Raw genomic sequence first — 24,444 nt, 5'->3', positions numbered from 1 at the left:
GTCGACTGTCGGACCGGGGACTTTCCGGGCGAGAATCGCTTCCTGAACCGGCACCAACGCGTTCACAATACGCATTGCCGGCCCCATTCCGCGCGCATAGTCGAACATGCCACTGACCGAACTGGACCGAACCAGCATCGCGACCCGCGTAGGCGAACTCGAGGCCAGGACCGGGACGCAGGTCATTGCCGCCGTCGTCGGCAAATCCGATTCCTATCCGGAAGCGCCGTGGAAAGCATTCGCCCTCGGTGCCGCCACCGCGGCGCTGGCGTGCGTCATCTGGCAACTTGCCGCCCGCGGCTGGTCCGCCGGCGTCCCTGAAACAGGGCATGTCCTGGTCATACTCGGCGGCGGCGCGCTTCTTGCATTGCTCACCCTCCTGCATGCGCCGTTCGCGCGTCTGTTCGTCGACCGCATCCGGCGCGACGTCGAAGCGACGCAGTTTGCACAGTCGCTATTCTTTCGACGCGGGCTCGATCGCACGCGCAGCCGGGTCGGCATTTTGCTCCTCGTCAGCCTTTTCGAGCGCAAGGTCGTGATCCTGGCCGACGCCGGTTTCGACGGGCGCATCGATACGCACGACTGGGAAGCTTTGACCGGCCGTATCGCCTTGCTGCTGCGACACAGCACCGCGGCGATCGCCTTGCGGGCAGGCTTGGAGGCGATGGAGGCGATGCTGCTGGAACGCGGATTCTCCGGTTCCGGGATCGTCAACGAACTGCCCGATATGCCGCTGGCAGTGAAGGACTAACGATGAATCGCGCACTGAAATTGCTGGTACTGCTCGGCTTCTGCTGGACCGGTTTGTCGGCGGTTGGCGACACAACGATTCCCTATCTTTCCGGCCGCGTCGTCGATCAGGCCGAAATCCTGTCCGCGCCCGCGCGCGAACGCATCGGCAACATGCTGCGGGCGCACGAGCGCGCTACCGGCAACCAGATCGCGGTGCTCACCATCAATGGCATCGGCGCGGAAAGCATCGAGGATTTCGCGGTGCGGGTGTTCGAAAGCTGGAAACTGGGGGACCGCGAAAAGAACAATGGCGTGGTGATCGTGATTGCGCCGCAGGAACACCGTATGCGTATCGAGGTCGGCTATGGCCTGGAAGGCACGCTGACCGATGTCGTCGCCGACCGCATCATCCGCAATCTCATGACGCCTCGCTTCCATGAGGAAAACTACGACGTCGGGGTCGAAGCTGGCGCCACGGCGGTAATCCAGATCCTGGAAAACAGGCAGCCGGCGGCTGCGGACGCCGACTGGGCCGCGCCGGCGAAGCTTGCTTCGGGCTTCCATGTCGAGCCGGCACCGATGCCGCTGGCCGAGCGCATCCTGATCAGCCTGTTCGTGTTCGGCATTATTGGCCTGTTCACGTTTATCGGCATCGTCACCCCGGGAGGGATGGGCTGGTTCCTGTATGTCTTTCTGATCCCGTTCTGGTCGATGTTTCCGATGGCGATCTTCGGCAGCCATGCCGCCCTCTTCATCATTGGCACGTACGCAACGCTCTATCCGATCGCCAAGATCCTGATCGCCCGCATGCCCTGGTATCTCAAGGCGCAGGAAGATCTGAAGACCAAGGGCGTCGCCCAGATCGGTGGCATGACGATCCGTCCAGGCGGCAGCGGCGGCAGCTCTGGCGGATTCTCGAGCGGCGGTGGATTTTCCGGTGGGGGCGGACGGTCGGGAGGTGGAGGTGCGAGCGGAAGCTGGTAAACCGCTAACGCTGAGAGAAAAGGTTAAAGGTCAAAGACAAGGGAACACTTGAAGCGCAGCAGGAAAGGTCTACGTGGCCTAGGGCCATAAAGGCGAAAGCCGCCTCGCATTTCTTCCTCTATCCTCTCGCCCTTACTGGCTGACCGGATGGTCAGGTTCTGCCGCCGGCGCAGACGCCGCCGGAGAACGCGATTCGGTCTCGTCTACCGCCTGCGGAGCAGGTTGCTTCAGCTGCCGGACTCGTGAATCCAGATCGAGGTAGTAGTTCCTGGCCTGCGCGGCGGAATCCGCCTGCGCCTTCTGCAGTTCCTCGATCGACCCGCGCAACGAAGCGGAATTGCGCCGCACGCCTTCCAGTTCGCGCATCATTTGCAGCAGGCCTTCCGAACTGAGAACCGAGCGGGTGTCCTCAACCTGCTTGCGCACGGTGGCGAGCTGCCGGGTCAGGCCATCGTTGGTCTCCTGCGCTGTTTTTCCTTTAACTTCCAGCAGCGCCGAACGGCGACCGGCCTCTTGCAGCCCAGCCTCGACTGCAACCAAGCGGCGGCTCCCGTCGTTGAGCGCGGAGACGTTCTGTTCCAGCTGCCGCTGTTGTGCCTGCAGTTGCGATTCCAGTTCGGCGAGCTTGCGTCTAAGGTCTGCAAAAGCAACGCCGTTCTCGTCGAGCTGGCGGCGTTGCTCTTCGCGCGCCGCGATCAGGTTGGCAAGAAATTCCCGGGAGGTCGAAAGCGCATTGTCGGCCTGAACCTTCGCCGCGTCCGTACGGGCGCGCGCATCGGTCAGGACAACTTCGAGTTCATGCACCGATTCCTGCGTGCGCCTGATTTCCGTGCGCAGATCCGAAATCCCGCTTTCGCTTCGATCCGCACCCGCACGCAGCGCCTGCACGGCCTGGCCCTGCTGCGCCTCGGTCCGGCGCAACTCGTCCTGAGTGGCGCAGCCGGCCGCGACGCAGACGATACCCGCCAACGCGACGAAAAACTTCATTTGTGCGGCCCGCTCAATAGACGATGTCCGCGCGGCGATTCTGGCTGTAACTTTCTTCATCCTTGCCGGTGGCAACCGGTTTTTCCGAACCGTAGCTGATGGCGTTGATGCGGCCGCCGTCCGCGCCGGCCAGCTCCAGTGCGCGCTTCACCGACTCTGCGCGCCGGGCACCCAGTGCAAGATTGTATTCGCGGCTGCCGCGTTCGTCGCAGTTGCCCTGCACTTCCGTTTCTACGTCAGGATGGGCCTTCAGATAAGCAGCGTGGGCTATCAGCATCGAATCATATTTGTCGGGCACGGAAAATTGGTCGTAGCCGAAATACACGCTGCGATCGAGCACGGGCGCAAGCGCTGGCTGGCCGCTGCCGTCGTCCGCTGTTTTTCCATCTCTGGGGAAAATCGCCAACTCGTCCTGCGCCTTGGACGTGGCCGCCTCGCCCGGCGAGGCGGCCTGATCCTTCGTGCCCGCAGCGGATTGCTGGTCCGACTGCTTCGCCGCGTCCATTGCTTCACGTCCCGCGACCGGTTCTTCCTGTCCCACGCCCGCCAGTTGGTCCGCACCCGTCAGTTGGTCGCTGCGAAGCTTGTTGATCTGCGCGTCCTGTTCGGCGAGCTGGCGTTTCAGTTGTGCCGCCTCATCGTTATCGCTGCTTGCCGTACTGCCCTCAGACGAGCGCTGCCTTGAGCCTGCGTTCGCTCCGGCCGCACCGGAAGAGTTCGCGGGATTGGAATTGGACTGCCCGGCCGCACCGGTCGAATTCGAAGATTTTCCGGCGGAAGCGTCCGGTTTCGCTGCGGTTTCCGGCTTCGCAGCCTCGGAAATAGGCGCAGCCGCCTGGTCGCCCGAGCCTGTGCTGCTTTTCTGCATCGTAGAACACGCTGCGAGAATTACACAGATCGCAGCCAGGGAAAATTTCCGCAACGATTGAAAAGCGGATGGTTGGATCATCGTCATTGACTCCCTTTGCTCGCGCCTATCGGACGCCGAGTCGGTGGGTTGTTTCAAATTGTTTCGGCACGCGCAAAACTGACCGCCATTGCCGGACAACCGCCTGCGTTCACGCAAACCTTCGCGCAAATAACGGCTCACGTCAATGTGAACTGAAGGGCTACAGGGGCGAGAGACGAGGGAAGAGGGAAGAGGGGCGAGGGACGAGAGAAAGTCAGAATCTCTCCAGGCTCTGAGAACTCGTCTTCGAAATCGATCTTGCGTTCAATCCCTTGTCCCTCACCCCTTGGTCGTGTAGACCACGGCGTCCAGTGCCACGCAGCCCTCCCCCCTGGCGCCGACCAGCACAGGGTTGAGATCCAGATTCACCACACCGGATTGCGGATTCATCATCAACCGGCAGACGGCGAGCGCCGCCTCGCAGAATGCCTCCACGTCGAGCGCCGGCTCTCCGCGCACGCCGGCCAGCAACGGCGCAACGCGCAATCGTCCCAGAGCTTCCTTAACTTCAGCCGCGGTCAACGGCGAAATCAGCAACTGCACGTCGGGCATGGCTTCGACGTATTTGCCGCCGTCGCCGACCAGCACCACCGGCCCGAACACCGGGTCGACGCGTGCGCCGATCATCATCTCCCGGCGGCCGCGCGCCATTTTCGCGACGATGGCGCCGTCGAATCGCGCGCCATGATCCGTCAGCGCCTGCTTCATTTCCGTGAATGCCGTGCGCACCTGACCAGCGTCGATCAACCCCAGGCGCACCAGTCCCAGCTCGCTCTTGTGCGCAACGTCCGCCGAGCAGCCCTTCACCGCCACCGGACCGCCCAGTTCCGCAAGTGCCGCTGCCGCGTCGTCGGCGCTGTTGCACAGCCGGAATTTCACGACCGGCACGCCGGCGCCCGCCAGCAATTTCAGGCTGTCCGCTTCGTTCAGCATCGCCGACGACTTCGCAGCCGCAGCCGGTGCCTGCGTACTCGTTAGGGCTCTGCCCTTCGATGCCTGGATGAGTTCCCCATGCGACAGGAACTGGTTCAGTGCCGCTACCGCTTCGTATTCGGTGGGAAATACCGGCAGGTCATGCGCCTTGAAGCGCGCGGCGATGTTGGGTTGCGGAATCGCCACAACCAGCGGCTTGGCCGTCGCCTTTGCGAAATCCGCGGAATCGCGGGCAAAGGCTTCGACATCGTAGCCCTGTCCCGCGACCGGAATGCCGATCAGGAAGGCGTCGGCGGCGGAATCGCGGGCCAGCACCGGCAGGATTTCCGAGAACAGCCCGCTGTTGGTCAGCAGCGCCGCGGTGATGTCGATCGGGTTGGACGTCGTTGCGAATCCCGGCAGGATCTTTCCCAGTTTCGCGCGCGTCCCGTCCGCCAGCTTCGCCAGCGGCATGCCGACGGTGCTGGCGGCATCCGCGGCCATCACGCAGACCGCGCCGGAATTGCTGATCGCCACCAGTCTGCGACCCTTCGGCTTCCAGCCTTTCAAATACATTTCCGCGCTGGCCACCAGTTCGGCGGTATCGCGCGCGCGCCAGATGCCGTGCTTGGCGAGAAAGGCGTCGACCGTCCTGTCCTCGTTGGCCAGCGCGCCAGTGTGCGATCTCGCCGCCTCCTGGCCGGCGGCCGTGCGCCCTGACTTCAGCGCAATCACCGGCAGATTGCGCTCGTGCGCGATGCGCGCGGTCTCGGCTAGAAAGAATGGATCGTTGATGCTTTCGAGATAGAGCAGCAGCAGTTTCAGGTCCGGGTCTTCGGCAACCACCGAAGCCAGTTCCGCGACGGTCACGTCGGCGTCGTTGCCGGTGGCGTGCGAGTGCCGCACGCCGAGGCCGCGGGAACGCAGCAAACCGTAAGGCACCACGCTCATCGCACCCGACTGGCTGACGACGGCGATCGGTCCGTCCATCGGCGGGGCTTCGATATACATGGTCGAAAACGACAGGATCGCGCCGGTGCCAAAATTGGCCAGACCCTGGGAATTCGGACCGACGATGCGCATTCCGCCCGCGTGCGCCGCATCGCGCATGCGTTTTTCCTTGGCCTTGCCCTCGACCGGATCGGTCTCGCCGAAGCCAGAGGTCATCACCACCGCGGTTTTCACCCCGCGCTGGGCGCACTGCTCGACCGCCTCGATCGCCGCGTCGCCGGCCAGCGCGACGATGGCCGCTTCCGGCACGTCGGGAACATCGGCAAGCGATGGATAGGCCTTGAAACCCTGGATCTCGGCGCGCTTCGGGTTGATCGGATAAACCTTGCCCTTGTAGCCGTGACGGGAGAGATAGAGCAGCGGGCGTCCGCCTATCTTGTTCTCGTTTTCCGACGCACCGATGACCGCGACGGATTTCGGATTCAGCACGGTGCGCAACGCCTCGCGCAAGATGTCTTTCATTGCTGTCGTCCTTAAGAAAAATCAAAACCCAACACAGAGGCGCAGAGGGCACAGAGAACACAGAGAAACCCGAACAAGTGATTTTGTATATTGCGAATGTAGCGATCGGTAGTTGCGTCAACTTGCGCCGATCAATTTACGATTTCCTCTGTGCCCTCTCTTGCCCTTCCTCTGTGTACTCTGTGTCAACGCTCCTAATGCCGGCCTTCGGCCGGCTGTTAGGGTTTCTCGAAATAGGGAATTTTCCTGCCGGCGAGTTGGGCGAAACGGGCGCGCACGCGGTCGCCGATCTGCAGGCCCGCATCGCCGTGCGCCATCAGGCGGAAGCCTTCATCGGCATCGACCAGCACGATGAGGTAGGGCGAATGCGCCCGCAACTCCTCGGTCGGCGCGCGCGCGACCAGCGTGCGCGCGTGCACCGTACCCCGTCCCGATGCCTGCAGCGTGGTCGGCGCGGAGGCGCCGCATTCGGGACAGAAACTGCGCTGGAAATACCAGACAGCCTTGCAAGCCCCGCAAGTCTGATAGGCGATAGCCTCTGCGTCCTCGGTCCAATCCTTCACGACGGGTTTCAAGCTGCCTCCACCACCAGGGAAACGTGCGACGAAAGCACCCCGCCGTCGCCGTGCAGCAACGCCAGACTGGCGTTCTTCGCCTGCCGGTTCTGCGCCCGGTTTGTCAGTTGCCGGTGCATTTCGACCAGATGCGCCATCGCGCCGCCGACGCCGCAATGGCCGTAGGAAAGCAGTCCGCCGTGCGTATTCAGCGGCACTATCCCGTCGTGATCGAAGCGGCCTTCGCGCGCCTGCCGGCCTGCGCCGCCGCGCGGCGCCAGCCCGATTTCCTCGAGAAGAATCGTCAGCGTGATCGTGAAGCTGTCGTAGATCGCGGCATAGTTGACATCGGCCATGCGGATGCCGGCGTCGGCACGCGCCTTCTCCACGGAGGCAGCCGCGCCGAAGTGCGTGAGGCTGGGCGCGGCGCTGATGTGCTGATGGGTATGCGCCTGTCCTGTGCCGCGGATGCGCACCGCGAAATCGTTGCTGCGGACGCGGCTCACGACAAAGGCCGCCCCGCCGTCCGATACCGGGCAGCAGTCGAGCAGCTTCAGCGGCGAGGCAATCGGCTTCGAGCCGAGCACTGCATCGACCGTGATCGGCTCCTTGAACTGCGCGCCGGGGTGCATGCAGGCGTGTTTGCGCATCAGCACCGCCAGCTCGGCCAGGTCCGTTTCCGTCGTACCGTGTTCGAGCATGTAGCGCGATGCAAGCAAGCCGTAGTACGCGGGAATGGTGGCACCCAGCGGCACTTCGTAAACCGGATGGCCGACCTGCGCCAGCGTCTGGATCGCGGAATCGCGGCTTTGCCCGGTGAGCCGGTTTTCGCCCGCCACCGCCAGGATGTTCCTCGCCACGCCGGATTCGACCAGGTGATGCGCCAGCATCGCCATCGCGAAACCGGTTGCCCCGCCGAGCTGGATCGCATGCGCATACTCGGGCTTCAGGCCGAAGTGTTCGGCGAACACGGTCGACAACATCAGGTGCGGCATCGTCGTGGAATACCCGCACACCAGCCCGTCGATGTCGCCGCGTTCCAACTGCGCATCGGCAAGCGCCGCCGTCGCCGCCTCGCTCATCAGATCGAGCGTGCTCTTGCCCGGAAGCTTGCCGTAAGGCGTCAGCCCGACGCCGGTGATGTAGCTCAAGTGCTACCCCGTGAATATGATGAAGGTCGGGAATGAGGACGTATCGTTATCTGCGGAGTATAGGTTCGAGGTTCGAGGGTCGAGGTCCGAGAAAGAGCTTTTAAGTGCTTTTGCTCGGCCCTCGACCCTCGGCCCTCGACCCTGCTTTTTCGCGCTCAGCACTGGCTTCCCTCTAGCTTCTCTTCGGATTCCCGATGATTTCGGCTTCGCGCTTGAGCATGTCGACCAGTTGCTCCATCCGCGAGGACAGCCGGTCCGAGAGCGCCGCGATGCTGATTGCGGCGACCGGCCTGCCGTCGGCGCCGAAAATCGGTACGCCGACGGCACCCATGCGATCGACGAGCATGTTCAGGAACACCGTGTAGCCACGCTCGCGGGAGCGGTCGATCTCGTTTCTCAGCCAGGTCATGCTGACTTTGGGAAACTGCGGCAGACGCTGCTCGACCAGCGGCAGGATGGCCTCGATCTCGGCTTCCGATTGCCAGGCAAGAAGCGCCATCGCGCCCGCGCCGATGCCCAGCGGGCGCCGGCTGCCGATGTCGAGGTAATTCGCTCGAATCGGAAAGGGCCCGACTTCGCGGTCGACGCAGACCGATTCGGTGCCGCCGCTGCGCACGGTCAACAGTACCGAATCCTCGGACATCGCGGCCAAGCGCACCAGCGACGGCCGCGCGCGGGCGCGCAGGTCGTCGCGATCGCGCAGCGCCGCAGCGAGAATGAATACTTCGTTGCCGAGCGAGTACGTCTTGGTCTTGTCGTCGCGCTTCACGAACCCCTCGCGGGACAGCACTTCGAGGATACGCAGCGTGGTGACTTTGTTGAGCCCGGTCTGCGCGGCGATTTCGGACAGACGGCTCACCCGCGGCTCGGTCAGCGACCGCAGGATGCGGCAAGATTTCTGTACGGAGTTGATTGCGGATGCTCTGGTAGGCATGGCGAACTCCCTGATCGGTCGGTTAAACGGTGGCTACCGGCGTGGCCGGAGAACCAACGGCGCCGGGCAAACGCAGCGGTGGCGCGGTAAGCAGAAAGCGCGAACGCTTGTGTTCGCGCAACCAGTTAGCGAGCGGCGTCAGATGCCAGATCTCGCCGAGGTTCACGCCGAGCTTGAACAGGCAATGCTCGTGCAGCGGCAATGTCGCGCAACGGCCGTCGTGGCTGGTGGCCGGATGCGCTTCCACCGCGTAATTGTCCGCGATCAGCGAGACAAGTCCGGAATCCGTGATCCACTGCAGCAGCTTCTGGTCGCGCCCGTCGAGCGTTGCGCAGGAATGTTCCAGCTTGTGCTGATCCGGCTGCTTGTTCATTTCCAGGATCATCTGCGCAAAGCCGGTGTGCAGGCAGACCATGTCGCCTTTTTCGACGACAACCTGGTCCTTTTCCATGATGCGCATCAGCTGGTCATAGCCGACCGCGATGCTGGCGCGGCCGACGTGCGCGTGCAGGTCAATCATTACGCCGCGGCCCTGGACGCAGTTCACCGCCATGTTTTCGACGCCGAGCGCGTGCACCGCCGTCGTCGTTTTCGCCGGCACGTTGCCGATCGCGCCGGCATCGTCCGGGTCGGTCGGACCGGAGATCTCCTTGCCGGCGCGGTAGCCGTTGTAGAACACCGGTTCCGGCTTGCCGTCGCCGTCGGCGTCGAACAACTGACCGACATGCGCCAGGCTATCCCACTGCGTCGAATACTGCAGGTGCAGGATCACCGCGTCGTCGTTGATGACGTCGGTGGCATCCGGGTTGTCGCGCTGCACGACGTAGACCATGTTCGGGCGGCCATTGCGCAGGGTCGGGCGCAGGATCGGCGGATGGCGTCGCGGGTTGAGCAGGTTGCCACCCGGATAATCCAGCGGCAGGCTCAGACAGAAAACCAGGCCTTCCTTCACCTCTGTGATGCCCTGCTTCACCTTCTCGGGTGTGAGCAGGTTCAGCCGTCCGAGTTGATCGTCCGGTCCGAAATCGCCCCAGGTCGAGCCCTGCGGCCGGTTCTTCCAGCGTGTCGATGCAGCCATACCATCCCCTCCTGTTTTTCTCTCAATACGCAAACGCTAAGAACAAGACCGGGTACTCACCATGCGTCAATTTCCCGCCACCGGTTCGCTTTTCCGGCCGCCGAGGTAAGTCTGATGCAGCACGTCGCTCGCCTGGATTTCCTTCGGCGTGCCGGCGGCGGCGATGCGTCCGGTCTCCACCAGGTAACAGTAACCGGCGTGGCGCAGTGCTTTTTCCACCAGTTGCTCGACCAGCAAGATCGCCATCCCGCCTTTGCACAGTTCGGCGGCGACCGAAAGAATCCGGTCGATGACCAGCGGCGCCAATCCGGCCGAAGGCTCGTCGAGGATGAGCAGGCGCGGTTCGCCGATCACGCCTTGCGCAACCGCGAGAATCTGCTGCTGTCCGCCCGACAGGCGCGAGGCGGGATCCTCGCGCTTTTCCTTGAGTTCCGGAAACAGCTCGTAGATGCGCCCGAGCTTCGAGCGATCGCCGTAAGGGCTGCGCGCATAGGTGCCGATCAGGAGGTTGTCTTCGACCGTCAGCGTGGTGAAGACGCGATGGCCTTCCAGCACCTGAACCACGCCGGCACGCACGATGTCGCGCGGCGTCGCATTGCTCAGGTCGCGGCCGTCGAATTCGACGCGGCCGGACTTCTTCGGAATCAGTCCCGAAATCGCGTGCAGCGTGGTGCTCTTGCCCGCACCGTTGCGGCCGAGCATCACGGTAAATTCGCCGTTGCGCACTTCCAGGGAAATACCGTGCACGACCTCGGCCTTGCCGTAGGCGACGTGCAAATTGTCCACTTTCAGCAGCGGCCGGTCGGTCCTCAACGCTCATGCTCCCAGGTACACGCGGATCACTTCCGGATCGCGCTTCACTTCGTCCGGCGTGCCGTGCTTGATTACCGCACCGACATCCAACGTGGTCACGCGATCGGAGATGCGAAACACGAAATCGGTATGGTGTTCGACCAGCAGTACGCCGACGCCCGACTCGCGCATGACCCGGATCACCGCGCCGAGGTGTTCGATCTCGGCCTGGGTCAGGCCGCCTGCCGGTTCGTCGAGCAGGATGAAACGTGGCCGCTGCGCCAGGCCGCGGGCGATCTCGAGGAAGCGCTGCTCGGCATGTTCGAGAAGATTCGCGCGCCGGCCGATCGCATGCGACAGGCCGACGCCATGCAGCAGTTCTTCGGCCCGGCTGCGCAGTTCGCGCTCGTCGGCCTTCACCTGCGGCAGCGAAAATGCCGTCGCCAGAAAACCGGCACGGGCATCGCGCCAGCCGCCGAGCATGGCGTTGTCGAGCACGGAGAGCGTGGGCAGCAGCCGCGGCTTCTGGAAGGTGCGCGCTACACCGAGGCCGGCGCGTTGCTGCACCGTCGCGCTCGAAATGTCGGTCTCGTCGATGGCGATCTTTCCGCCGTCCGGCCGGTAATAGCCGGACAGCAGATTCAGCAGCGTGGTCTTGCCGCTGCCGTTCGGACCGATCAAGCCATGCACTTCGCCGGGCTCGAGTTCCAGCGATACCTGCGACAGTGCCGTCAGTCCACCGAATCGCTTGGTGATGTCGCGCGCGGCGAGGCTCATCTTACCGATCGTCCGTTCTCGATTGCCTTGGCGAGCCGGTCGAGGTCGGGTTTTACGACATGACTTTCACCTCGGCGAGGCCGGAAGTACTCGATCAGGAGTTCGAACACCCGGCCGATGCCTTCCGGCACCAGCAACACCACGGCGAGCAGCAGCAATCCGTAGAAGAAGTTGCCCAGCTTCGCGAGCGGCGCGACCATCTCCGGCAGCGCAGTCAGCACGATAGTGCCGATGGCCGGGCCGAGGATGTGGCCGCGGCCGCCGATGATAATGCAGACGAAAAAGAACAGACCGAGATCGAATACGAAGGTATCCGGCGTGATGTAGCTTTGCAGCACCGCGAACAGCGCGCCCGCCACCCCGGCGGTCAAGCCGCTGAAAACGAACACGGTGAGCTTCGCGCGGAATACCGGAACGCCGACCGCCTGCGCGGTCACGGCGCTGTCGCGCACCGCGACCAGTCCGCGTCCCCAGGTATGGCGTGCCACATTCCAGGTGAGCCAGGTCACCAGCACCGCGATGGCGAGGATCAGCCAGTAAGTGCCCCGCGGCGTATCGAAAGGCGCCGGCAACCCCGGGACTGACAGCCCGACGCCGCCACCGGTGAGATTGCCCTGCGCCAGCGTGATTTCGGTAACGATGAGCGCGAACGCCAGCGTGGCCATCGCGAAATAAAATCCGGGCAGTCGCAACGACGGCAGGCCGAGCAGCAGTCCGCACAGCCCGCACAACGCACCGGATGCGGCGATGGCAATGCCCGGATGCACGCCGTGCGTACCCGCCAGTATCGCAAAGCAGTAGGCGCCGATTGCGAGCAGCCCGACGTGACCGATCGACAACTGGCCGGAATAGCCGACGACCAGATTCAGTCCGCCGATCAGCACCCAGTAGGCGCAAATCAACGCCGCGAGATGCAGTTTGTAGAGATCCCCGGCCCACCACGGCAGCGCGATCAGCGCCGCCATCACGATCAAGATCGCCATCGGCCTGTTCTTCATATCGGCCGCACGCTCTGGCTGCCGAACAGGCCCGCCGGTTTCAGCAGCAGCACGATCATCAGCAATCCCACCGAAATGGTCTGCTGGTATTCGCCGCCGACGAAATAGGTCGCCACCGCGCTGAGGATGCCGAGCGCTGCGCCGCCGACCAGCGCGCCGAGATTGCTGCCGAGCCCGCCGACAGCCAGTGCGATGAAACCATTCAAGGTCAGCGCCAGTCCGAGCGCGAAATAAGCGAAGGTCAGTTGTCCTGCGGCGAACCCGGCCAATCCGCCCATCGCGCCCGCGATCACGTAAGACATCGAGCGGATGCGCCCCGTCGGGATGCCGCGGGCGCGCGCCGCGAAGGCATCTTCCGACATCGCCACGAACAACTTGCCGTACAGCGTGCGCCGATAGAACGCCTCGAGCGCAACGGCGAGCAGAATCGCGATGGCGATCGGCAACCAGTATTTCTGGTCGCCCAGTCCCGCCGAGAAATCCTGCGGGATCAGGCGCGGGAACGGCTTCGGCTCGGTGCCCCACCACAGCCCCGCTGCCTGCTGCACCATGGTCGCGAGCGCCAGCGTGGAGAGCAGCCAGAGATGCTCGTCACTGCGCGCCAGCACGCGGCGGATCGCGATCAGGTCGGTCAGCAGGCCGAATGCCGCGCCGACGACCATCGAACCCAACAACGCGATCGGGACGGGCCAGCCGAGCGTGGAAATGAACCAGGCGCCGAAGATGCCACCGAGCATCGAGATGTGGCCCGTGGTGACCGACAACACCTTCGATGTCGAGAACATCACGTTGTACGTAAGGGCCGCGGCGGCATACAAGGCGCCGGTGGCAAGGCCGGTGACTAGGGCGACGAACATTGTTAGGGGCTAGGGGCTAGGGGCTAGGGGCTAGGGGCTAGGGGCTAGGGGCTAGGGAAAGTCTAGTTCAGTTTTTCTTTCAGGCCACGTTGAATGCCGCGAAGCATTTTTCCGACTTCGTCGGAGAGATCTAACGCTTTCGTCACCTCATTTTCTGAGAGGAATTTCACTCTTCCACACAACAGGAGCTGCGTCTCTACCTCTGCAATCGAACCCAGTGACACTGAGATGTGGTACAGATACTCCTTGGTGGAATTCCTTGCGTGATCCTCCGCAATATTGGAAGGCACAGAGTTGGCGGCCCGCTGCATTTGTGCGCTCATTCCGTAAATCTGTTCTCGTGGAATCTTTGAAGTCAGGGAAAAAATCATCTCCGCCAGGTCCATAGCCTTTTGCCAGACTGTCAGGTCACGGTAGCTGGTAACCACGCTCTTCCCCCAGACCCTAGCCCCTAATCCCTAGCCCCTCGCACCGCGGCGCGCTAGCGTGCCGCGGCCGCAAAGCTTCCATCCTTGAAGCTGCCCGCGATGTTGACGACGATGTTGTGATCGGGAAAACCGTTGCGGTTTTCCTTGCTCCACGAATAGGTCGCGTAGACGCCGGGGAAATCCCTGGTGTTCTCCAGCACTTTCCCGATCGCCGCGGCATCCGTGGAACCGGCAGTCTTCACGGCGTGCTCGACGATCTTCACGGTGTCGTAGCCGAGCGCGATCCACCAGAACATGAAATCGATCTCGCCTTTGCCGAGCTTTGGCCGGATCTTTTCCATCAGCGCCTGTGTGCGCGTTGGCAGCTTGCCCTTGGCGTCGTAGGTGGTGCTGAGGTATCCGGCGGCGAAGGCGTTGTGCCAGTATTCCGGTTTGTTCAGCAGCGGCCTGACCGTCGGCGCCATCATCGCCGGGTGGCCGACGATGGGAGCATCCCAGCCCATGTCGCCACGGGTGTTGAACAGGCGCGCGAGCAATCCCGTTGCGGCCGACCACGGCATGATCACTTCAGCGCCTGCGGCCTTCGCCTTGTTCAGTTCATCGGTCAGGTCCGTCTTGTTAGGATCGACCAGCACCGAATACACCGGCTTCACGCCGGCCTTTTCCAGCAGATCCTGTGCAACCTTCGAAGACGCGGTGCCGTAGCCGGAGGTATCGCCGATGACCGCGATTTTTTTCTTCTTGAGGACATTGAGCGCGTAGTCGTTCGCCGCCTCGATCCACTGGTGATTGGTGTTGATGGCGCGGAACGCGAGCGGAAATTTCTGCGCATCGACCAGTTCGTCGATGGTGCCGATGATGAGGTTGGGAATGCCGGCCTTGGCGACGATCGGCACCGTGGCAAGCGACTCGCCGGAATTCACCGGGCCGATGATGAAGTCCACCTTGTCCACGAACGCGAGTTGCTTGGCCAGGTTCACGGCCTTGGTCGGTTCGCCGCTGGTGTCGCGCGTGATGAGTTCAAGCTTGCGGCCGTTGACACCGCCGGCCGCGTTGATTTCATCGACCGCGAACTGAACGCCCTGGTTTTCCGCGATCGCGGCAGAAGACAACGGTCCGGTCAGCGACGACAGCCAGCCGATACGGATGGGGGATTGCGCCGATGCAACCGACGCGGCAAACGCAAGGGACAGCACCAGCAGCCGCGCACTATGCGCGGTGGTCAACTTCAGCATGAATGACTCCTCCGGTATAGGGCCGCTCGTGGCGGTTTTTTGAGAAATAGTCGTTGCCCGGACGCGACTTTGTCAAGAATTCGTTCTGACCGGTGGAATTGACGGAAGTGGCTTAACCATACGTTTCAACGTTTTAAGAGAATTGATCACACTTGGTTCCGGTTTCCGGAATCCGTTGAGATTGACGCGATGGCATCGACAATTCAGTATTCCGGCGACCAAAATGTCCGCCCTCGCGGATGAGAAAAACAAAGCAGGAGGAAGGATGTTTTGCAACAAACCGGAAGCCGCGCGATGAAGAAAATCGTGCGTATCGGTGCCGGCTCGGCATGGTGGGGCGATCGCATCGAACCGGCCCGATGGAACGCCGAACGCGGCGACCTCGATTACCTCTGTTTCGAAACCATGGCGGAAGCGACCGTCTCCGCCGCGCAGGTGCGCAAGCGCCGCGACCCTTCGTTTCCGGGGTATGACACTTATCTCGACGATCGCATGCAGGCGGTGTTGCCGGGCTGCATCAAACGCGGCACCCGGATCGTGACCAACCAGGGTTGGATCAACCCCGACGCGGCGGCCGAACGCATCGTCCACTGGCTGAAGAAGCTGGGAGCGAAAGGGATCAAGGTCGCAGCGATCAACGGCAGCCTGATTACCGATCGCGTGCTGCAGCTCACCGACAAGATCCTGGAGAACGGCAAACCGACTTCGTCCCTGGCCGACAGTCTGGTTTCCGCCGAGGTCTATCTCGGCGCGGAGCCGATCGTCGCCGCGCTCAAGCAGGGAGCGCAGATCGTCGTATCCGGCCGCGTGGCCGATCCGTCGCTCTTCATGGCGCCGATGATGGTCGAATTCGGCTGGGATGCGCTGGACCATGCCCGCCTCGGCGCCGGCAACGGCCTCGGCCATCTGATGGAATGCGGCGCGCAAGTCACCGGCGGTTATTTCCCGGATCCCGGTTTCAAGGATGTCCCGGAACCGTGGAACCTGGCCTTCCCGATCGTCGAAGTCGAGGAAGACGGTTCGGCGGTACTCACCAAAGTGTCGGGTTGCGGCGGCGCAGTCAACCTGATGACAGTGAAGGAGCAAATGCTTTACGAGGTGCACGATCCGGCGAACTACATCACCCCCGACGTCGTCGTCGATTTCACGACCAGCAAGCTCGAACAGGTCGGACCGGACCGCGTGCGCATCACTAACATATCCGGCAAACCGCGCACGCCGACGCTGAAAGTTTCGATCGGCTGCACCGAGGGCTTCATCGGCGAGGACATGTTCTTCTACGCCGGGCCGGGCGCCCTGCGGCGCGCGCAACTGGCGAAGACCATCCTGGAGGAACGCTTCAAGGTCGTGAAACTCGACGCAGAAGAAGTGCGTGTCGATTTTCTCGGATTGAATGCCATCCACGGCGCAATGACGCCGAAAGATGCACCGGAACCTTACGAGATCGCAGTGCGCGTGGCAGCGCGGACGAAAACCCGCGAAGAAGCGATCAAGGTCGGCCGCGAAGTCGACGGCATGGCCGTATCCGGCGTGGGCATGACGGGAAAACGCGTGCCGCACCAGGACCGCACCCGCGAAATCATTGGGGTTTGGTCGTCACTGGTGCCGAGGGAGAAGATTGTTCCTAGCATCAACTTTTTTGAGAGTTGATGCAGAGGGGCTAGGGGCTAGAGATTGAAAATACCAAACATACAGGCGCGTCTTTGGCGCTCATCCCCTAGTCCCTAGCCCCTATCCCCTTCTAACGAATGCCATTGAACGTGAACAAACGAGATCGCCAATGAAAGTACTACTCCAGCACCTCGCACACTGTCGCTCCGGCGACAAGGGCAACACCTCGAACATCTCGGTGATCGCCTACGCGCCCGAATTTTATCCCTATCTGAAAGAACAACTGACCGCCGACAGATTCAAGTCGCACTACACCGGTGTCGTCACCGGCAAGGTCACGCGCCACGACGTCGATGGCCTGCAGGCACTGAATTTCGTCGCGGAAGGTGCGCTCGGCGGTGGCGTATCGCGCAGCCTTTGCCTCGACAACTACGGCAAGTCGCTATCGGCCGGAGTGCTCTCTTTTGAGCTCGAAATTCCCGAGGCGCTTCGGCCGCAACTGAGAGGTATGAAAGAGCCGTGACGAGCGTGAAAACAGGCGAGCAAAGTGAGAAGTCCGTGACGGTGTGACGATCGTGACGAACGTGACGGTCGTAAAAGCCGGTTCAGGGCTTTTCCCGCCTGTTTCAGTGCAGGCTAACATCTGCGCAGCCGATGTTATGCCGGAACTACAATTCCATAGCTGCGGCCTTTAGCCGCATGGGCGTGACGAGGTAGCTCGAACGATCAAAAGCCAAGAGCGTGTATTAAGATTTGGCTGAATCAGAGGACAGAGTTTTCGCGCAGTTACGTCGTCACGATCGTCACGACTGTCACGACCGTCACGTCGTCACGAAAAGGAGGAGCAGCATGGCGACTACTTTAGGAAGCGGCAAATTCCGCTACGAAGTGCAGGAGAACTGGGCGCAGCTACCCGATGAATGGACGCTGCGCGATGTCGCGGCGGTAGCCGTCGATCACAGGGACCAGGTCTACATCTTCAATCGCGGCGAGCATCCGATGATGGTGTTCGATCGCGACGGAAAATTTCTGCGTTCCTGGGGCGAAGGGATATTCAACCGCGCACACGGCCTGCACATCGGCCCGGACGAATCCCTGTACTGCACCGACGACGGCGATCACAGCGTGCGCAAGTGCACGCTCGACGGAAAAGTATTGCTGCAGATCGGCATACCCGGCAAGCCGGCGCCTTACATGAGCGGCGAGCCCTTCCATCGTTGCACGCACACCGCGCTCTCGCCGCGCGGCGACATCTACGTCTCCGACGGTTACGGCAATGCGCGCGTCCACAAGTACTCGCCGGATGGCAAAGCGCTGAAATCCTGGGGAGAATCCGGCACCGGACCGGGCGAATTCAACATCCCGCACAACCTCTGCTGCGATGCGGATGGCTGGATCTATGTCGCCGACCGCGAGAACCACCGCGTGCAGGTGTTCGATGGCGACGGCAACTACGAAACCGAATGGCACAACCTGCACCGGCCCTGCGGCATGGTTATGGAGCCGAAACGCAATCCGCTGTGCTACATCGGCGAGATCGGCCCGACCATGCCGGTCAACCGCGACGTGCCCAACCTCGGACCGCGCATCAGCATCGTCGATCACGAAGGCAAGCTGCTGTCGCGCTTCGGCGCCGCGCACGCGGGCTACGATCGTCCCGACCAGTTCGTCGCACCGCACGGCATGGCGGTGGATTCCCATGGCGATCTCTACGTCGGGGAAGTTTCCTACACCGCCTGGTCCCAGATCTATCCCGGCAAGGACCTCCCGAAGGGATTGCGCACCCTGCGCAAGCTAGTGCGCATGCGGTGAGTTCGGTCAGCGTGCTCGGTGCCGCGACAGAACCAGCCGGCCGATGGCCGGCAATAAGGGCGTTGACGCAGAGTTCGCAGAGAAGAGCAAGAAAGAGCGCAGAGGAAATCAGGACTCGGTAAGAAGCAGGAATTTGTCGCGGCTGATGGATGACGCACAGGCGACGAGTGACAGGTGGCGGCAAAATCGAGCCAATCTTCCCTCTTCCTGGTACTCCTTATCCTTTGCGATCTCTCTTTTCACCTCTGCGCCCTTAAGGTGAAACACTCAAGGGAACACTTGGAGCTGAAGCTGCTGCGTCAACGCCTTTGACTTTAAGATAGCTACGGCCATTCTGCGTTAGCATGGCCGGACGTTCACTTCCAACCACACCATGCGCCCCGTCGTCAGTCATCGCCTTGCCGCATTCGCCCTGATCTGCGCGTCCCTTTTCAGCGGCTGCCAGTCGATGCAGGACTTGATCGGCGGCGCGCCGAAGCCGACCGCGCATGTCATCGGCGCCAGCGTCCGCGGGCTCTCGCTGGAAAATATCGTGCTGCTGTTCGACGTCGAGGTCGAGAATCCCTACGCCGCCAGCCTGCCGCTGATCGACCTCGGTTATTCGCTGACCAGCGGCGGCGGGAAATTTCTGGAAGGCTCGGTCAAGCCCACCGGCTCGATTCCGGCGCGCGGCAAGCAGGTAATCCAACTTCCGGCCACCGTGCAGTTTTCGTCGCTGTTCGCCACGCTCAAAGGCGTGAAGCCCGGCGCAATCGTCCCCTATACCGCGGATTTCAAGCTCGGCGTCGATGCACCGGTGCTTGGCCGGCTCGACGTGCCGTTGTCGAAGAGCGGAGAGCTGCCGATACCCGCCGTGCCGCAGGTTGAATTGACCTCGCTTGCCATCGGCAAGCTGGGCCTCGACCAGATGACGGCCTCGGCGAAGTTGCAGGTGAAGAACACCAACCAGTTTCCCCTCGATCTGACGAAGCTCGGCGTGAGCTTCGCGCTCGGCGGGCAGGAAGTCGGCGGCAGCAAGCTGGCAAATTCGGTCAACCTTCCCGCAGGACAGGCGACGACGCTGGAAGTGCCGTTGTCGTTCTCGCCCCGCGCTGTCGGAATCGGACTCGTGAATCTGCTGCGCGGCAACCAGATCGCCTACAAGGTTTCCGGTTCGATCGATGCCAACACGCGCTTCGGCCCGCTCTCGCTGCCGTTCAGCCACATCGGGAATACGGCGGTTACGAGGTAACAGCGCGTGACGAACGTGACGGCCTCTATTCCAGCTCTATGCGGTGAATGTCACCGACGACGAAGATGTAGGAAAAGGCGCCGATCAGCGCAACAACGGCAATGAAAGTCAGCGCACCGACGAACGAGCCGGTGGCGGCGACGATGAAACCGATCACCAGCGGCGTGATGATCCCGGCGAGATTGGCCGCGAAGTTAAAGATGCCGCCGGTCAGGCCGAGCAAACCCTCCGGCGCAATGTCGGAGACCAGCGTCCAGCCCAGCGCGGCCATGCCCTGAGCGAAGAAAGCCAGCGAAAGAATCCCGATCACGACGTAGTCGCTGTCCACGTAATTCGCCGTGACAATGACCGATGCGAGCAGCAGTCCGGTGATGATCGGCAGCTTGCGAGCGATGTTGGCCGAGCGGCCGCGCTTGAGCAGCGAATCCGACCACCAGCCGCCGAAGAGCACGCCGACCGAGGCGGCGATGAAAGGCAGCACGGTGAAGAATCCGATCTTGAGCCAGCCCATGTGCCGTTCGGTCGCGAGGTAGGTCGGGAACCAGGTCAGGAAGAACACGAGCGTCGAGTTGCCGGCGAACTGTCCGATGCAGATGCCCACCAGCTGGCGGAAGCGCAGCAGCCGGCCCACCAGGCGCCACTCGAACTTCGCATTTGCCGCTTTCGGCGTCACGATGCCGCCGCCGGCCGCGATGTAGTCGAGCTCGGCCTGGTTCGCCGCCGCGCTTTCATGCGGTTCGCGATAGCTGCGCCACCATACCAGGCCGAAGAGGATGCCGGCGACGCCGACGACGACGAACAGCGCGCGCCAGCCGAAGGCACCCATGATCCAGAACAGCAGCGGGCTCAGGAAGGCGAGGCCGACATATTCGCCGACGGTGTAAACGCCGGTTGCGAACGCGCGTTCCTGCTGCGGAAACCAGGTTGCGACGACGCGGCTGTTTGTCGGGAAGCACGGCGCTTCGCTCACGCCGAGCGCAAAGCGGAAGGTCAACAGCGAGGCGAGATTGGTCGCGAGTCCGTGCAGCAAGGTCGACAGCGACCAGAACGTCAGCGACAGAAAATACGTCAGCCTGGTGCCGAAGCGATCCAGAAAGATGCCGCCGGGTATCTGCATGGCCGCATACGTCCAGGAAAACGCGGAGAAGACGATGCCCATCGTCGCCGCGCTGAATCCGAGTTCGCCGGTCAGCGAAGGCGCCGCGATGCCGAGCACGGTGCGGTCGAGATAATTGATCATCGTGCCGATGGTCAACAGGCTCAGAATGAAGAAGCGCACGCGCGTGCGCGGCGCGGCCTGCGTCTGTATGGACATTCGCGTCTCCCCTTCTTATTGTTCTTCGTCTCGCCCCGTTCGATGCAGGCTCAGCTTGCGCCCATCGACGCGAAATGACGCTGCATCCGCTCCGCGTCCGGCCTTATGCCGGTAAACAGCCGGAAAGCCTCGACCGCCTGGAATACCGCCATGCCGCTGCCGTTCATGGTGCGGCAACCAAGCCGGCGCGCCACGCGCAACAATTCGGTCTCCAGCGGGAAGTAGACGATCTCCGCGACCCACAGCGCAGACCGCAGCAATTCAGCCGGAAGCGGCAGCCCGGGATATTTCACCATTCCCGTCGGCGTGGCGTGGATCAGCCCGTCTGTCTTCGCCATCGCCGCACCCAGGTCGGCGCCCGTTACTGCTCGACCGGCGCCGAAACGTGCGCAAAGATCGGCGGCCAGATTTTGCGCGCGACTCGCGTCCAGATCGAAGATCGCCAGCTTTCGGGTACCCAGAGTCAGCGCGGCATGGGCGACCGCCGCACCCGCCCCGCCGGCGCCGAGCTGGACCACGCTGTTCATTTGCACATCGGGCAGTCCACGGCGAAAACTTTCGGCGAAGCCCCACCAGTCGGTGTTGTAGCCGACACGCCGTCCGTTCGACAGCACGACGGTGTTGACGGCGCCTATGGCGCGCGCATCGTCGGACAGCTCATGCAACAGCTCGAGCACGGATTGCTTGCACGGATAGGTAATGTTGAGTCCGGCGAAACCTTTGCTTTCGGCCTCTTTCAGCAAGTCCGGCAATGCGTTGGCACCGACCTGCAGCTTCTCCAGGTCGATGAGCCGGTATTCGCAGCGCAGCCCCTGCTCCGCAGCTTCGTGCTCGTGCATGGACGGCGTGCGCGAGGCCTGGATGCCGGCACCGATCAGGCCGACCCGATAAGAGGATCGGAGAGGTTTCTTCATGCCGACAGGTTCATGCTGGACGCAGGGGCGCTGATCGTTATTCTGTGGATGGCGCTGGCGGGAGATTCTAAAGGACTTCGCGCGCCGGCAGATACCGGGTTTTTGACCTCCCGGCTTTTTCGTTTTGGGCCGGAGCCCGGCCTCGGGTATGCTTTCCCCTAGCCCCTCACCCCTAGTCCCTAGCCCCTGATTCTTATGTCCCCCTTCCTCTCCGCAAAAAAGCTGGCCGCGCTCATCCGCCGCAAGAAGATCGGCAGCGTCGAACTGCTCGACCTCTACCTCGAACGGGTGGCCCGCCTGAATCCGAAACTCAACGCCATCGTCGTGCTCGACGAGAAGCGCGCACGCGACCGGGCGCACAAGGCGGACCGCGCCGCCGCGAAAGGCGACTGGAAGGGACCGCTGCACGGTGTACCGATGACGGTGAAGGAGTCCTTCGACCTGGAAGGCCATCCGACCACCTGGGGCCGCGTCGACATGAAGGGCAACATCGCGAAACGGCACGCTCTCGCCGTGCAGCGCTTGATGGACGCCGGCGCGGTCGTATTCGGCAAGACCAATGTGCCGGCGCTGCTGGCGGACTGGCAGACTTTCAATCCGGTCTACGGCACGACGAACAATCCCTGGGATGTGACCCGCGGCCCGGGTGGTTCATCCGGCGGTGCCGCGGCGGCGCTCGCCGCCGGACTGACCGGGCTCGAGCTCGGCAGCGATATCGGTGCGTCGATTCGCAATCCCGCGCATTACTGCGGCGTGTTCGGCCACAAGCCGACTTTCAAACTCTGCCCGATCACCGGACATAACCTGCCGCCGAACCTGGCCGTCAAGGACATGCTGGTCATCGGCCCGATGGGGCGCAGCGCGGACGACCTGGAAATTCCGCTGAAGCTCATTTCGCAACCGGACGAAATGGAAGCGCGCGGCGTGAAGATCGCGCTGGCCAGGCCGAAGCCCGACGTGAAAAAGCTGAAGGTCGCCGTGCTGACCACCGCCGCGACCGCGGAGGTCGACGACTCCGTGCAGGCTGCCGTACTCGCGGCAGCGCAGGCCTTCGCGAAACGCGGCGCGAAGGTCAGCGAAACCACGCGGCCGGATTTCGACCTGCACGAAGCACACCGCACCTTCATTCACCTGCTGCGCGGCGCAACGTCGTCCGCGCTGAACGACGAACAGTTTGCGCACCAACGCGAACTCACGGCAAAAAATGCACTGGGAGACGACAGTTACGTCGCCTGGATGACGCATGCCAATACGATGCCGGTGCGCGAGTGGCATGGATGGAACGAGAAGCGCGAGCGGATTCGCCGCGCATGGGCGGAGTTCTTCCGCGAATGGGATCTGCTGCTCTGCCCCGCCGCAGCGACCGCCGCATTTGCGCACAACCAGAAAAGCGAGCGCTGGGAGCGCATGGTCATGGTCAACGGCAAGCCGCAACCGTCCACCACGCAGATGTTCTGGGCCGGATTTCCCGGCATGGCTTTTCTGCCTTCGACCGTCGCGCCCGCCGGATTTACCAAAGAAGGATTGCCGCTCGGCGTGCAGATCGTCGGGCCGCAATACGGCGACCTCGCCACCATCGCAGCGGCGCAATTCCTCGAACGCGAGTTCCAGCCCTTCGTCGCCCCGAAAGGTTATGAGTGATGCGCAAAACGATGCGGAGCGAGATCGGAACGCTGCTGCTGCTGTTGCTGCTGGCGCACAACGCCATCGCCGAAGTCCGAGCTTCCCTGAGTTCACGCTTCCACGTGCTTGGACTAGAATCATGTTCGATGCGTCAGGGTTTGCTTGAGGATTTTCCTAGCCCCTAATCCCTGAATTCAGAACCATGGAACTCGATTTCACCCAACCTTCCGCGCAAGACGAGGGCTACGACCCGGCGGTCGCGCGCAAATGCTTCGAATCTTTCGGCAAGACGGAAAATTTTGCCGAAATGGAAAGCTTTTTCGCCGAAGGTCAGGCCAGCGACAAGATGTATCTGCTGGTCGAAGGCGAAGTCAGCCTGGTTCGCAGCAAGAAGACGCTCGATATCGTCAAACCCGGTGAGATATTCGGCGAGATAGCGGTCATTACGCAGCAGCCGCGCGCCGCCTCGGCGTCGGCCCGCAAGTTCTGCCAGGCATTGGTGCTCGACGCCAGGCAATTCCAGCAGGCGATCCAGGCCACGCCGGAATTCGCGCTGATGCTCATGAACATCATGAATAACCGGCTGCGCCTGACGATCGCACTGATGAAACAGACTGCCAGCCTGCCGAGCCTGGACGATCGCGACGAATTGAGGGTGTTCGACAAGAAGATGATGGAGGAACTGGTCGCCGCCTTCAGGGCGAGGCCGCCACAGACCTTCCCGGCGGGCCGGGTCATCATGAAGGAAGGCGACGCCGGCGTTTCGATGTACATCTTGATCCGCGGCAGGGTCTCGGTGTCGATCAGGACGATCGTCGTCGAACGGGTTGGCCCGGGGGGCACCTTCGGCGAGATGGCGCTGGTCGACAAGGCCTCACGAATGGCGACAGCGATCGCCGATACGGAATGTCAGTTGCTGACCATCAGCCGCAACGACTTCCTGAATCTCGTCATGACCAAGCCCGGCTTCGCCATCTCGCTGCTCAAGACCATCGCCGACCGTCTGCGGAACATGACGGCTCAAAAGAATAGGGGCTAGGGGCTAAGGGGCTAAGGGGCTCGGGGCTAGGGGCTAGGGGCTAGGGGCTAGGGGCTAG

23 protein-coding genes are annotated in these 24,444 nt (G+C 62.6%); 8 read left to right on the top strand and 15 right to left on the bottom strand.

Annotated elements, in window-relative coordinates; genetic code table 11:
- The first annotated feature begins 106 nt into the window (after nucleotides 1–106).
- Complete coding sequence (locus HY067_20525) at nucleotides 107–751, top strand: hypothetical protein (GenBank protein ID MBI3530338.1); 645 nt, start codon at nucleotides 107–109, stop codon at nucleotides 749–751.
- A gap of 2 nt (nucleotides 752–753) precedes the next feature.
- Nucleotides 754–1,716, top strand: coding sequence for a TPM domain-containing protein (locus HY067_20520; GenBank protein ID MBI3530337.1), 963 nt, complete (start codon nucleotides 754–756; stop codon nucleotides 1,714–1,716).
- Nucleotides 1,717–1,848: 132 nt separating this feature from the next.
- On the opposite strand, the gene HY067_20515 is transcribed toward HY067_20520, so the two are convergent.
- From HY067_20515 to HY067_20455, 13 genes are all read right to left on the bottom strand, one after another.
- A complete protein-coding gene (locus HY067_20515; protein ID MBI3530336.1) occupies nucleotides 1,849–2,703 on the bottom strand; it encodes a hypothetical protein in 855 nt (284 codons plus the stop codon).
- A gap of 13 nt (nucleotides 2,704–2,716) precedes the next feature.
- Complete coding sequence (gene pal, locus HY067_20510; protein MBI3530335.1) at nucleotides 2,717–3,652, bottom strand: peptidoglycan-associated lipoprotein Pal; 936 nt, start codon at nucleotides 3,650–3,652, stop codon at nucleotides 2,717–2,719.
- Nucleotides 3,653–3,931: 279 nt separating this feature from the next.
- Entirely contained in the window at nucleotides 3,932–6,025 is a 2,094-nt protein-coding gene (locus HY067_20505; GenBank protein MBI3530334.1) for an acetate--CoA ligase family protein, read from the bottom strand.
- Nucleotides 6,026–6,255: 230 nt separating this feature from the next.
- Nucleotides 6,256–6,612 (bottom strand): OB-fold domain-containing protein, encoded by a 357-nt coding sequence (locus tag HY067_20500; protein MBI3530333.1) that lies wholly within the window; start codon nucleotides 6,610–6,612, stop codon nucleotides 6,256–6,258.
- Nucleotides 6,609–7,742, bottom strand: coding sequence for a thiolase family protein (locus HY067_20495; GenBank protein MBI3530332.1), 1,134 nt, complete (start codon nucleotides 7,740–7,742; stop codon nucleotides 6,609–6,611). The genes HY067_20500 and HY067_20495 overlap by 4 nt, the downstream gene beginning before the upstream one ends.
- Nucleotides 7,743–7,914: 172 nt before the next feature.
- Nucleotides 7,915–8,676, bottom strand: a complete 762-nt coding sequence (locus HY067_20490) for an IclR family transcriptional regulator (GenBank protein MBI3530331.1) — start codon at nucleotides 8,674–8,676, stop codon at nucleotides 7,915–7,917.
- Between the two features lie 22 nt (nucleotides 8,677–8,698).
- Entirely contained in the window at nucleotides 8,699–9,754 is a 1,056-nt protein-coding gene (locus tag HY067_20485) for a cyclase family protein (GenBank protein MBI3530330.1), read from the bottom strand.
- Between the two features lie 66 nt (nucleotides 9,755–9,820).
- The gene (locus tag HY067_20480) at nucleotides 9,821–10,567 is read right to left on the bottom strand and encodes an ABC transporter ATP-binding protein (GenBank protein MBI3530329.1); all 747 of its coding nucleotides are present in this window, start codon (nucleotides 10,565–10,567) and stop codon (nucleotides 9,821–9,823) included.
- 3 nt (nucleotides 10,568–10,570) lie between these two features.
- Nucleotides 10,571–11,323, bottom strand: a complete 753-nt coding sequence (locus HY067_20475; protein MBI3530328.1) for an ABC transporter ATP-binding protein — start codon at nucleotides 11,321–11,323, stop codon at nucleotides 10,571–10,573.
- A complete protein-coding gene (locus HY067_20470) occupies nucleotides 11,320–12,321 on the bottom strand; it encodes a branched-chain amino acid ABC transporter permease (GenBank protein ID MBI3530327.1) in 1,002 nt (333 codons plus the stop codon). The genes HY067_20475 and HY067_20470 overlap by 4 nt, the downstream gene beginning before the upstream one ends.
- Nucleotides 12,318–13,178, bottom strand: a complete 861-nt coding sequence (locus HY067_20465) for a branched-chain amino acid ABC transporter permease (protein ID MBI3530326.1) — start codon at nucleotides 13,176–13,178, stop codon at nucleotides 12,318–12,320. The genes HY067_20470 and HY067_20465 overlap by 4 nt, the downstream gene beginning before the upstream one ends.
- A gap of 62 nt (nucleotides 13,179–13,240) precedes the next feature.
- Entirely contained in the window at nucleotides 13,241–13,564 is a 324-nt protein-coding gene (locus tag HY067_20460; protein MBI3530325.1) for a four helix bundle protein, read from the bottom strand.
- A 95-nt stretch (nucleotides 13,565–13,659) separates the two neighbouring features.
- On the bottom strand, nucleotides 13,660–14,841 hold the full coding sequence (locus HY067_20455; GenBank protein MBI3530324.1) for an ABC transporter substrate-binding protein: 1,182 nt from the start codon (nucleotides 14,839–14,841) through the stop codon (nucleotides 13,660–13,662).
- A gap of 294 nt (nucleotides 14,842–15,135) precedes the next feature.
- Between HY067_20455 and HY067_20450 the strand changes: the two genes are divergently transcribed.
- The 4 genes from HY067_20450 (at nucleotide 15,136) to HY067_20435 (ending at nucleotide 19,495) form a co-directional block, all read left to right on the top strand.
- Complete coding sequence (locus HY067_20450) at nucleotides 15,136–16,491, top strand: DUF1446 domain-containing protein (protein ID MBI3530323.1); 1,356 nt, start codon at nucleotides 15,136–15,138, stop codon at nucleotides 16,489–16,491.
- Between the two features lie 130 nt (nucleotides 16,492–16,621).
- Nucleotides 16,622–16,975 carry a hypothetical protein gene (locus tag HY067_20445; GenBank protein ID MBI3530322.1) on the top strand — a complete coding sequence of 118 codons (354 nt, stop codon included), beginning with the start codon at nucleotides 16,622–16,624 and terminating at the stop codon, nucleotides 16,973–16,975.
- 326 nt (nucleotides 16,976–17,301) lie between these two features.
- Complete coding sequence (locus HY067_20440) at nucleotides 17,302–18,264, top strand: hypothetical protein (protein MBI3530321.1); 963 nt, start codon at nucleotides 17,302–17,304, stop codon at nucleotides 18,262–18,264.
- Between the two features lie 373 nt (nucleotides 18,265–18,637).
- Entirely contained in the window at nucleotides 18,638–19,495 is an 858-nt protein-coding gene (locus tag HY067_20435; protein MBI3530320.1) for an LEA type 2 family protein, read from the top strand.
- Between the two features lie 25 nt (nucleotides 19,496–19,520).
- On the opposite strand, the gene HY067_20430 is transcribed toward HY067_20435, so the two are convergent.
- Nucleotides 19,521–20,810: an MFS transporter gene (locus tag HY067_20430; protein ID MBI3530319.1), complete on the bottom strand. Its 1,290-nt coding sequence runs from the start codon at nucleotides 20,808–20,810 to the stop codon at nucleotides 19,521–19,523.
- A 50-nt stretch (nucleotides 20,811–20,860) separates the two neighbouring features.
- Nucleotides 20,861–21,724, bottom strand: coding sequence for a shikimate dehydrogenase (locus tag HY067_20425; protein ID MBI3530318.1), 864 nt, complete (start codon nucleotides 21,722–21,724; stop codon nucleotides 20,861–20,863).
- Between the two features lie 195 nt (nucleotides 21,725–21,919).
- Between HY067_20425 and HY067_20420 the strand changes: the two genes are divergently transcribed.
- Both HY067_20420 and HY067_20415 read left to right on the top strand, forming a co-directional pair.
- Nucleotides 21,920–23,365, top strand: coding sequence for an amidase (locus HY067_20420; GenBank protein MBI3530317.1), 1,446 nt, complete (start codon nucleotides 21,920–21,922; stop codon nucleotides 23,363–23,365).
- Nucleotides 23,366–23,549: 184 nt separating this feature from the next.
- Nucleotides 23,550–24,386, top strand: a complete 837-nt coding sequence (locus HY067_20415) for a cyclic nucleotide-binding domain-containing protein (protein ID MBI3530316.1) — start codon at nucleotides 23,550–23,552, stop codon at nucleotides 24,384–24,386.
- Nucleotides 24,387–24,444 lie beyond the last annotated feature (58 nt).

The organism is Betaproteobacteria bacterium (assembly GCA_016194905.1).
In the GTDB taxonomy this organism is placed as follows: Bacteria; Pseudomonadota; Gammaproteobacteria; order Burkholderiales; family JACQAP01; genus JACQAP01.
This window is presented reverse-complemented; position numbering and strand designations above follow the sequence as displayed.

What these genes read in the sequence shown, in the direction of transcription:
- HY067_20520 (MBI3530337.1), top strand. Translation starts at nt 754, where the DNA reads ATGAATCGCGCACTGAAATTGCTGGTACTGCTCGGCTTCTGCTGGACC.
- HY067_20490 (MBI3530331.1), bottom strand. Translation starts at nt 8,676, where the DNA reads ATGCCTACCAGAGCATCCGCAATCAACTCCGTACAGAAATCTTGCCGC.
- HY067_20485 (MBI3530330.1), bottom strand. Translation starts at nt 9,754, where the DNA reads ATGGCTGCATCGACACGCTGGAAGAACCGGCCGCAGGGCTCGACCTGG.
- HY067_20440 (MBI3530321.1), top strand. Translation starts at nt 17,302, where the DNA reads ATGGCGACTACTTTAGGAAGCGGCAAATTCCGCTACGAAGTGCAGGAG.
- HY067_20475 (MBI3530328.1), bottom strand. Translation starts at nt 11,323, where the DNA reads ATGAGCCTCGCCGCGCGCGACATCACCAAGCGATTCGGTGGACTGACG.
- HY067_20460 (MBI3530325.1), bottom strand. Translation starts at nt 13,564, where the DNA reads ATGGACCTGGCGGAGATGATTTTTTCCCTGACTTCAAAGATTCCACGA.
- HY067_20420 (MBI3530317.1), top strand. Translation starts at nt 21,920, where the DNA reads ATGTCCCCCTTCCTCTCCGCAAAAAAGCTGGCCGCGCTCATCCGCCGC.
- HY067_20425 (MBI3530318.1), bottom strand. Translation starts at nt 21,724, where the DNA reads ATGAAGAAACCTCTCCGATCCTCTTATCGGGTCGGCCTGATCGGTGCC.
- HY067_20450 (MBI3530323.1), top strand. Translation starts at nt 15,136, where the DNA reads ATGAAGAAAATCGTGCGTATCGGTGCCGGCTCGGCATGGTGGGGCGAT.
- HY067_20515 (MBI3530336.1), bottom strand. Translation starts at nt 2,703, where the DNA reads ATGAAGTTTTTCGTCGCGTTGGCGGGTATCGTCTGCGTCGCGGCCGGC.
- pal (MBI3530335.1), bottom strand. Translation starts at nt 3,652, where the DNA reads ATGATCCAACCATCCGCTTTTCAATCGTTGCGGAAATTTTCCCTGGCT.
- HY067_20525 (MBI3530338.1), top strand. Translation starts at nt 107, where the DNA reads ATGCCACTGACCGAACTGGACCGAACCAGCATCGCGACCCGCGTAGGC.
- HY067_20435 (MBI3530320.1), top strand. Translation starts at nt 18,638, where the DNA reads ATGCGCCCCGTCGTCAGTCATCGCCTTGCCGCATTCGCCCTGATCTGC.
- HY067_20465 (MBI3530326.1), bottom strand. Translation starts at nt 13,178, where the DNA reads ATGTTCGTCGCCCTAGTCACCGGCCTTGCCACCGGCGCCTTGTATGCC.
- HY067_20470 (MBI3530327.1), bottom strand. Translation starts at nt 12,321, where the DNA reads ATGAAGAACAGGCCGATGGCGATCTTGATCGTGATGGCGGCGCTGATC.
- HY067_20455 (MBI3530324.1), bottom strand. Translation starts at nt 14,841, where the DNA reads ATGCTGAAGTTGACCACCGCGCATAGTGCGCGGCTGCTGGTGCTGTCC.
- HY067_20445 (MBI3530322.1), top strand. Translation starts at nt 16,622, where the DNA reads ATGAAAGTACTACTCCAGCACCTCGCACACTGTCGCTCCGGCGACAAG.
- HY067_20430 (MBI3530319.1), bottom strand. Translation starts at nt 20,810, where the DNA reads ATGTCCATACAGACGCAGGCCGCGCCGCGCACGCGCGTGCGCTTCTTC.
- HY067_20415 (MBI3530316.1), top strand. Translation starts at nt 23,550, where the DNA reads ATGGAACTCGATTTCACCCAACCTTCCGCGCAAGACGAGGGCTACGAC.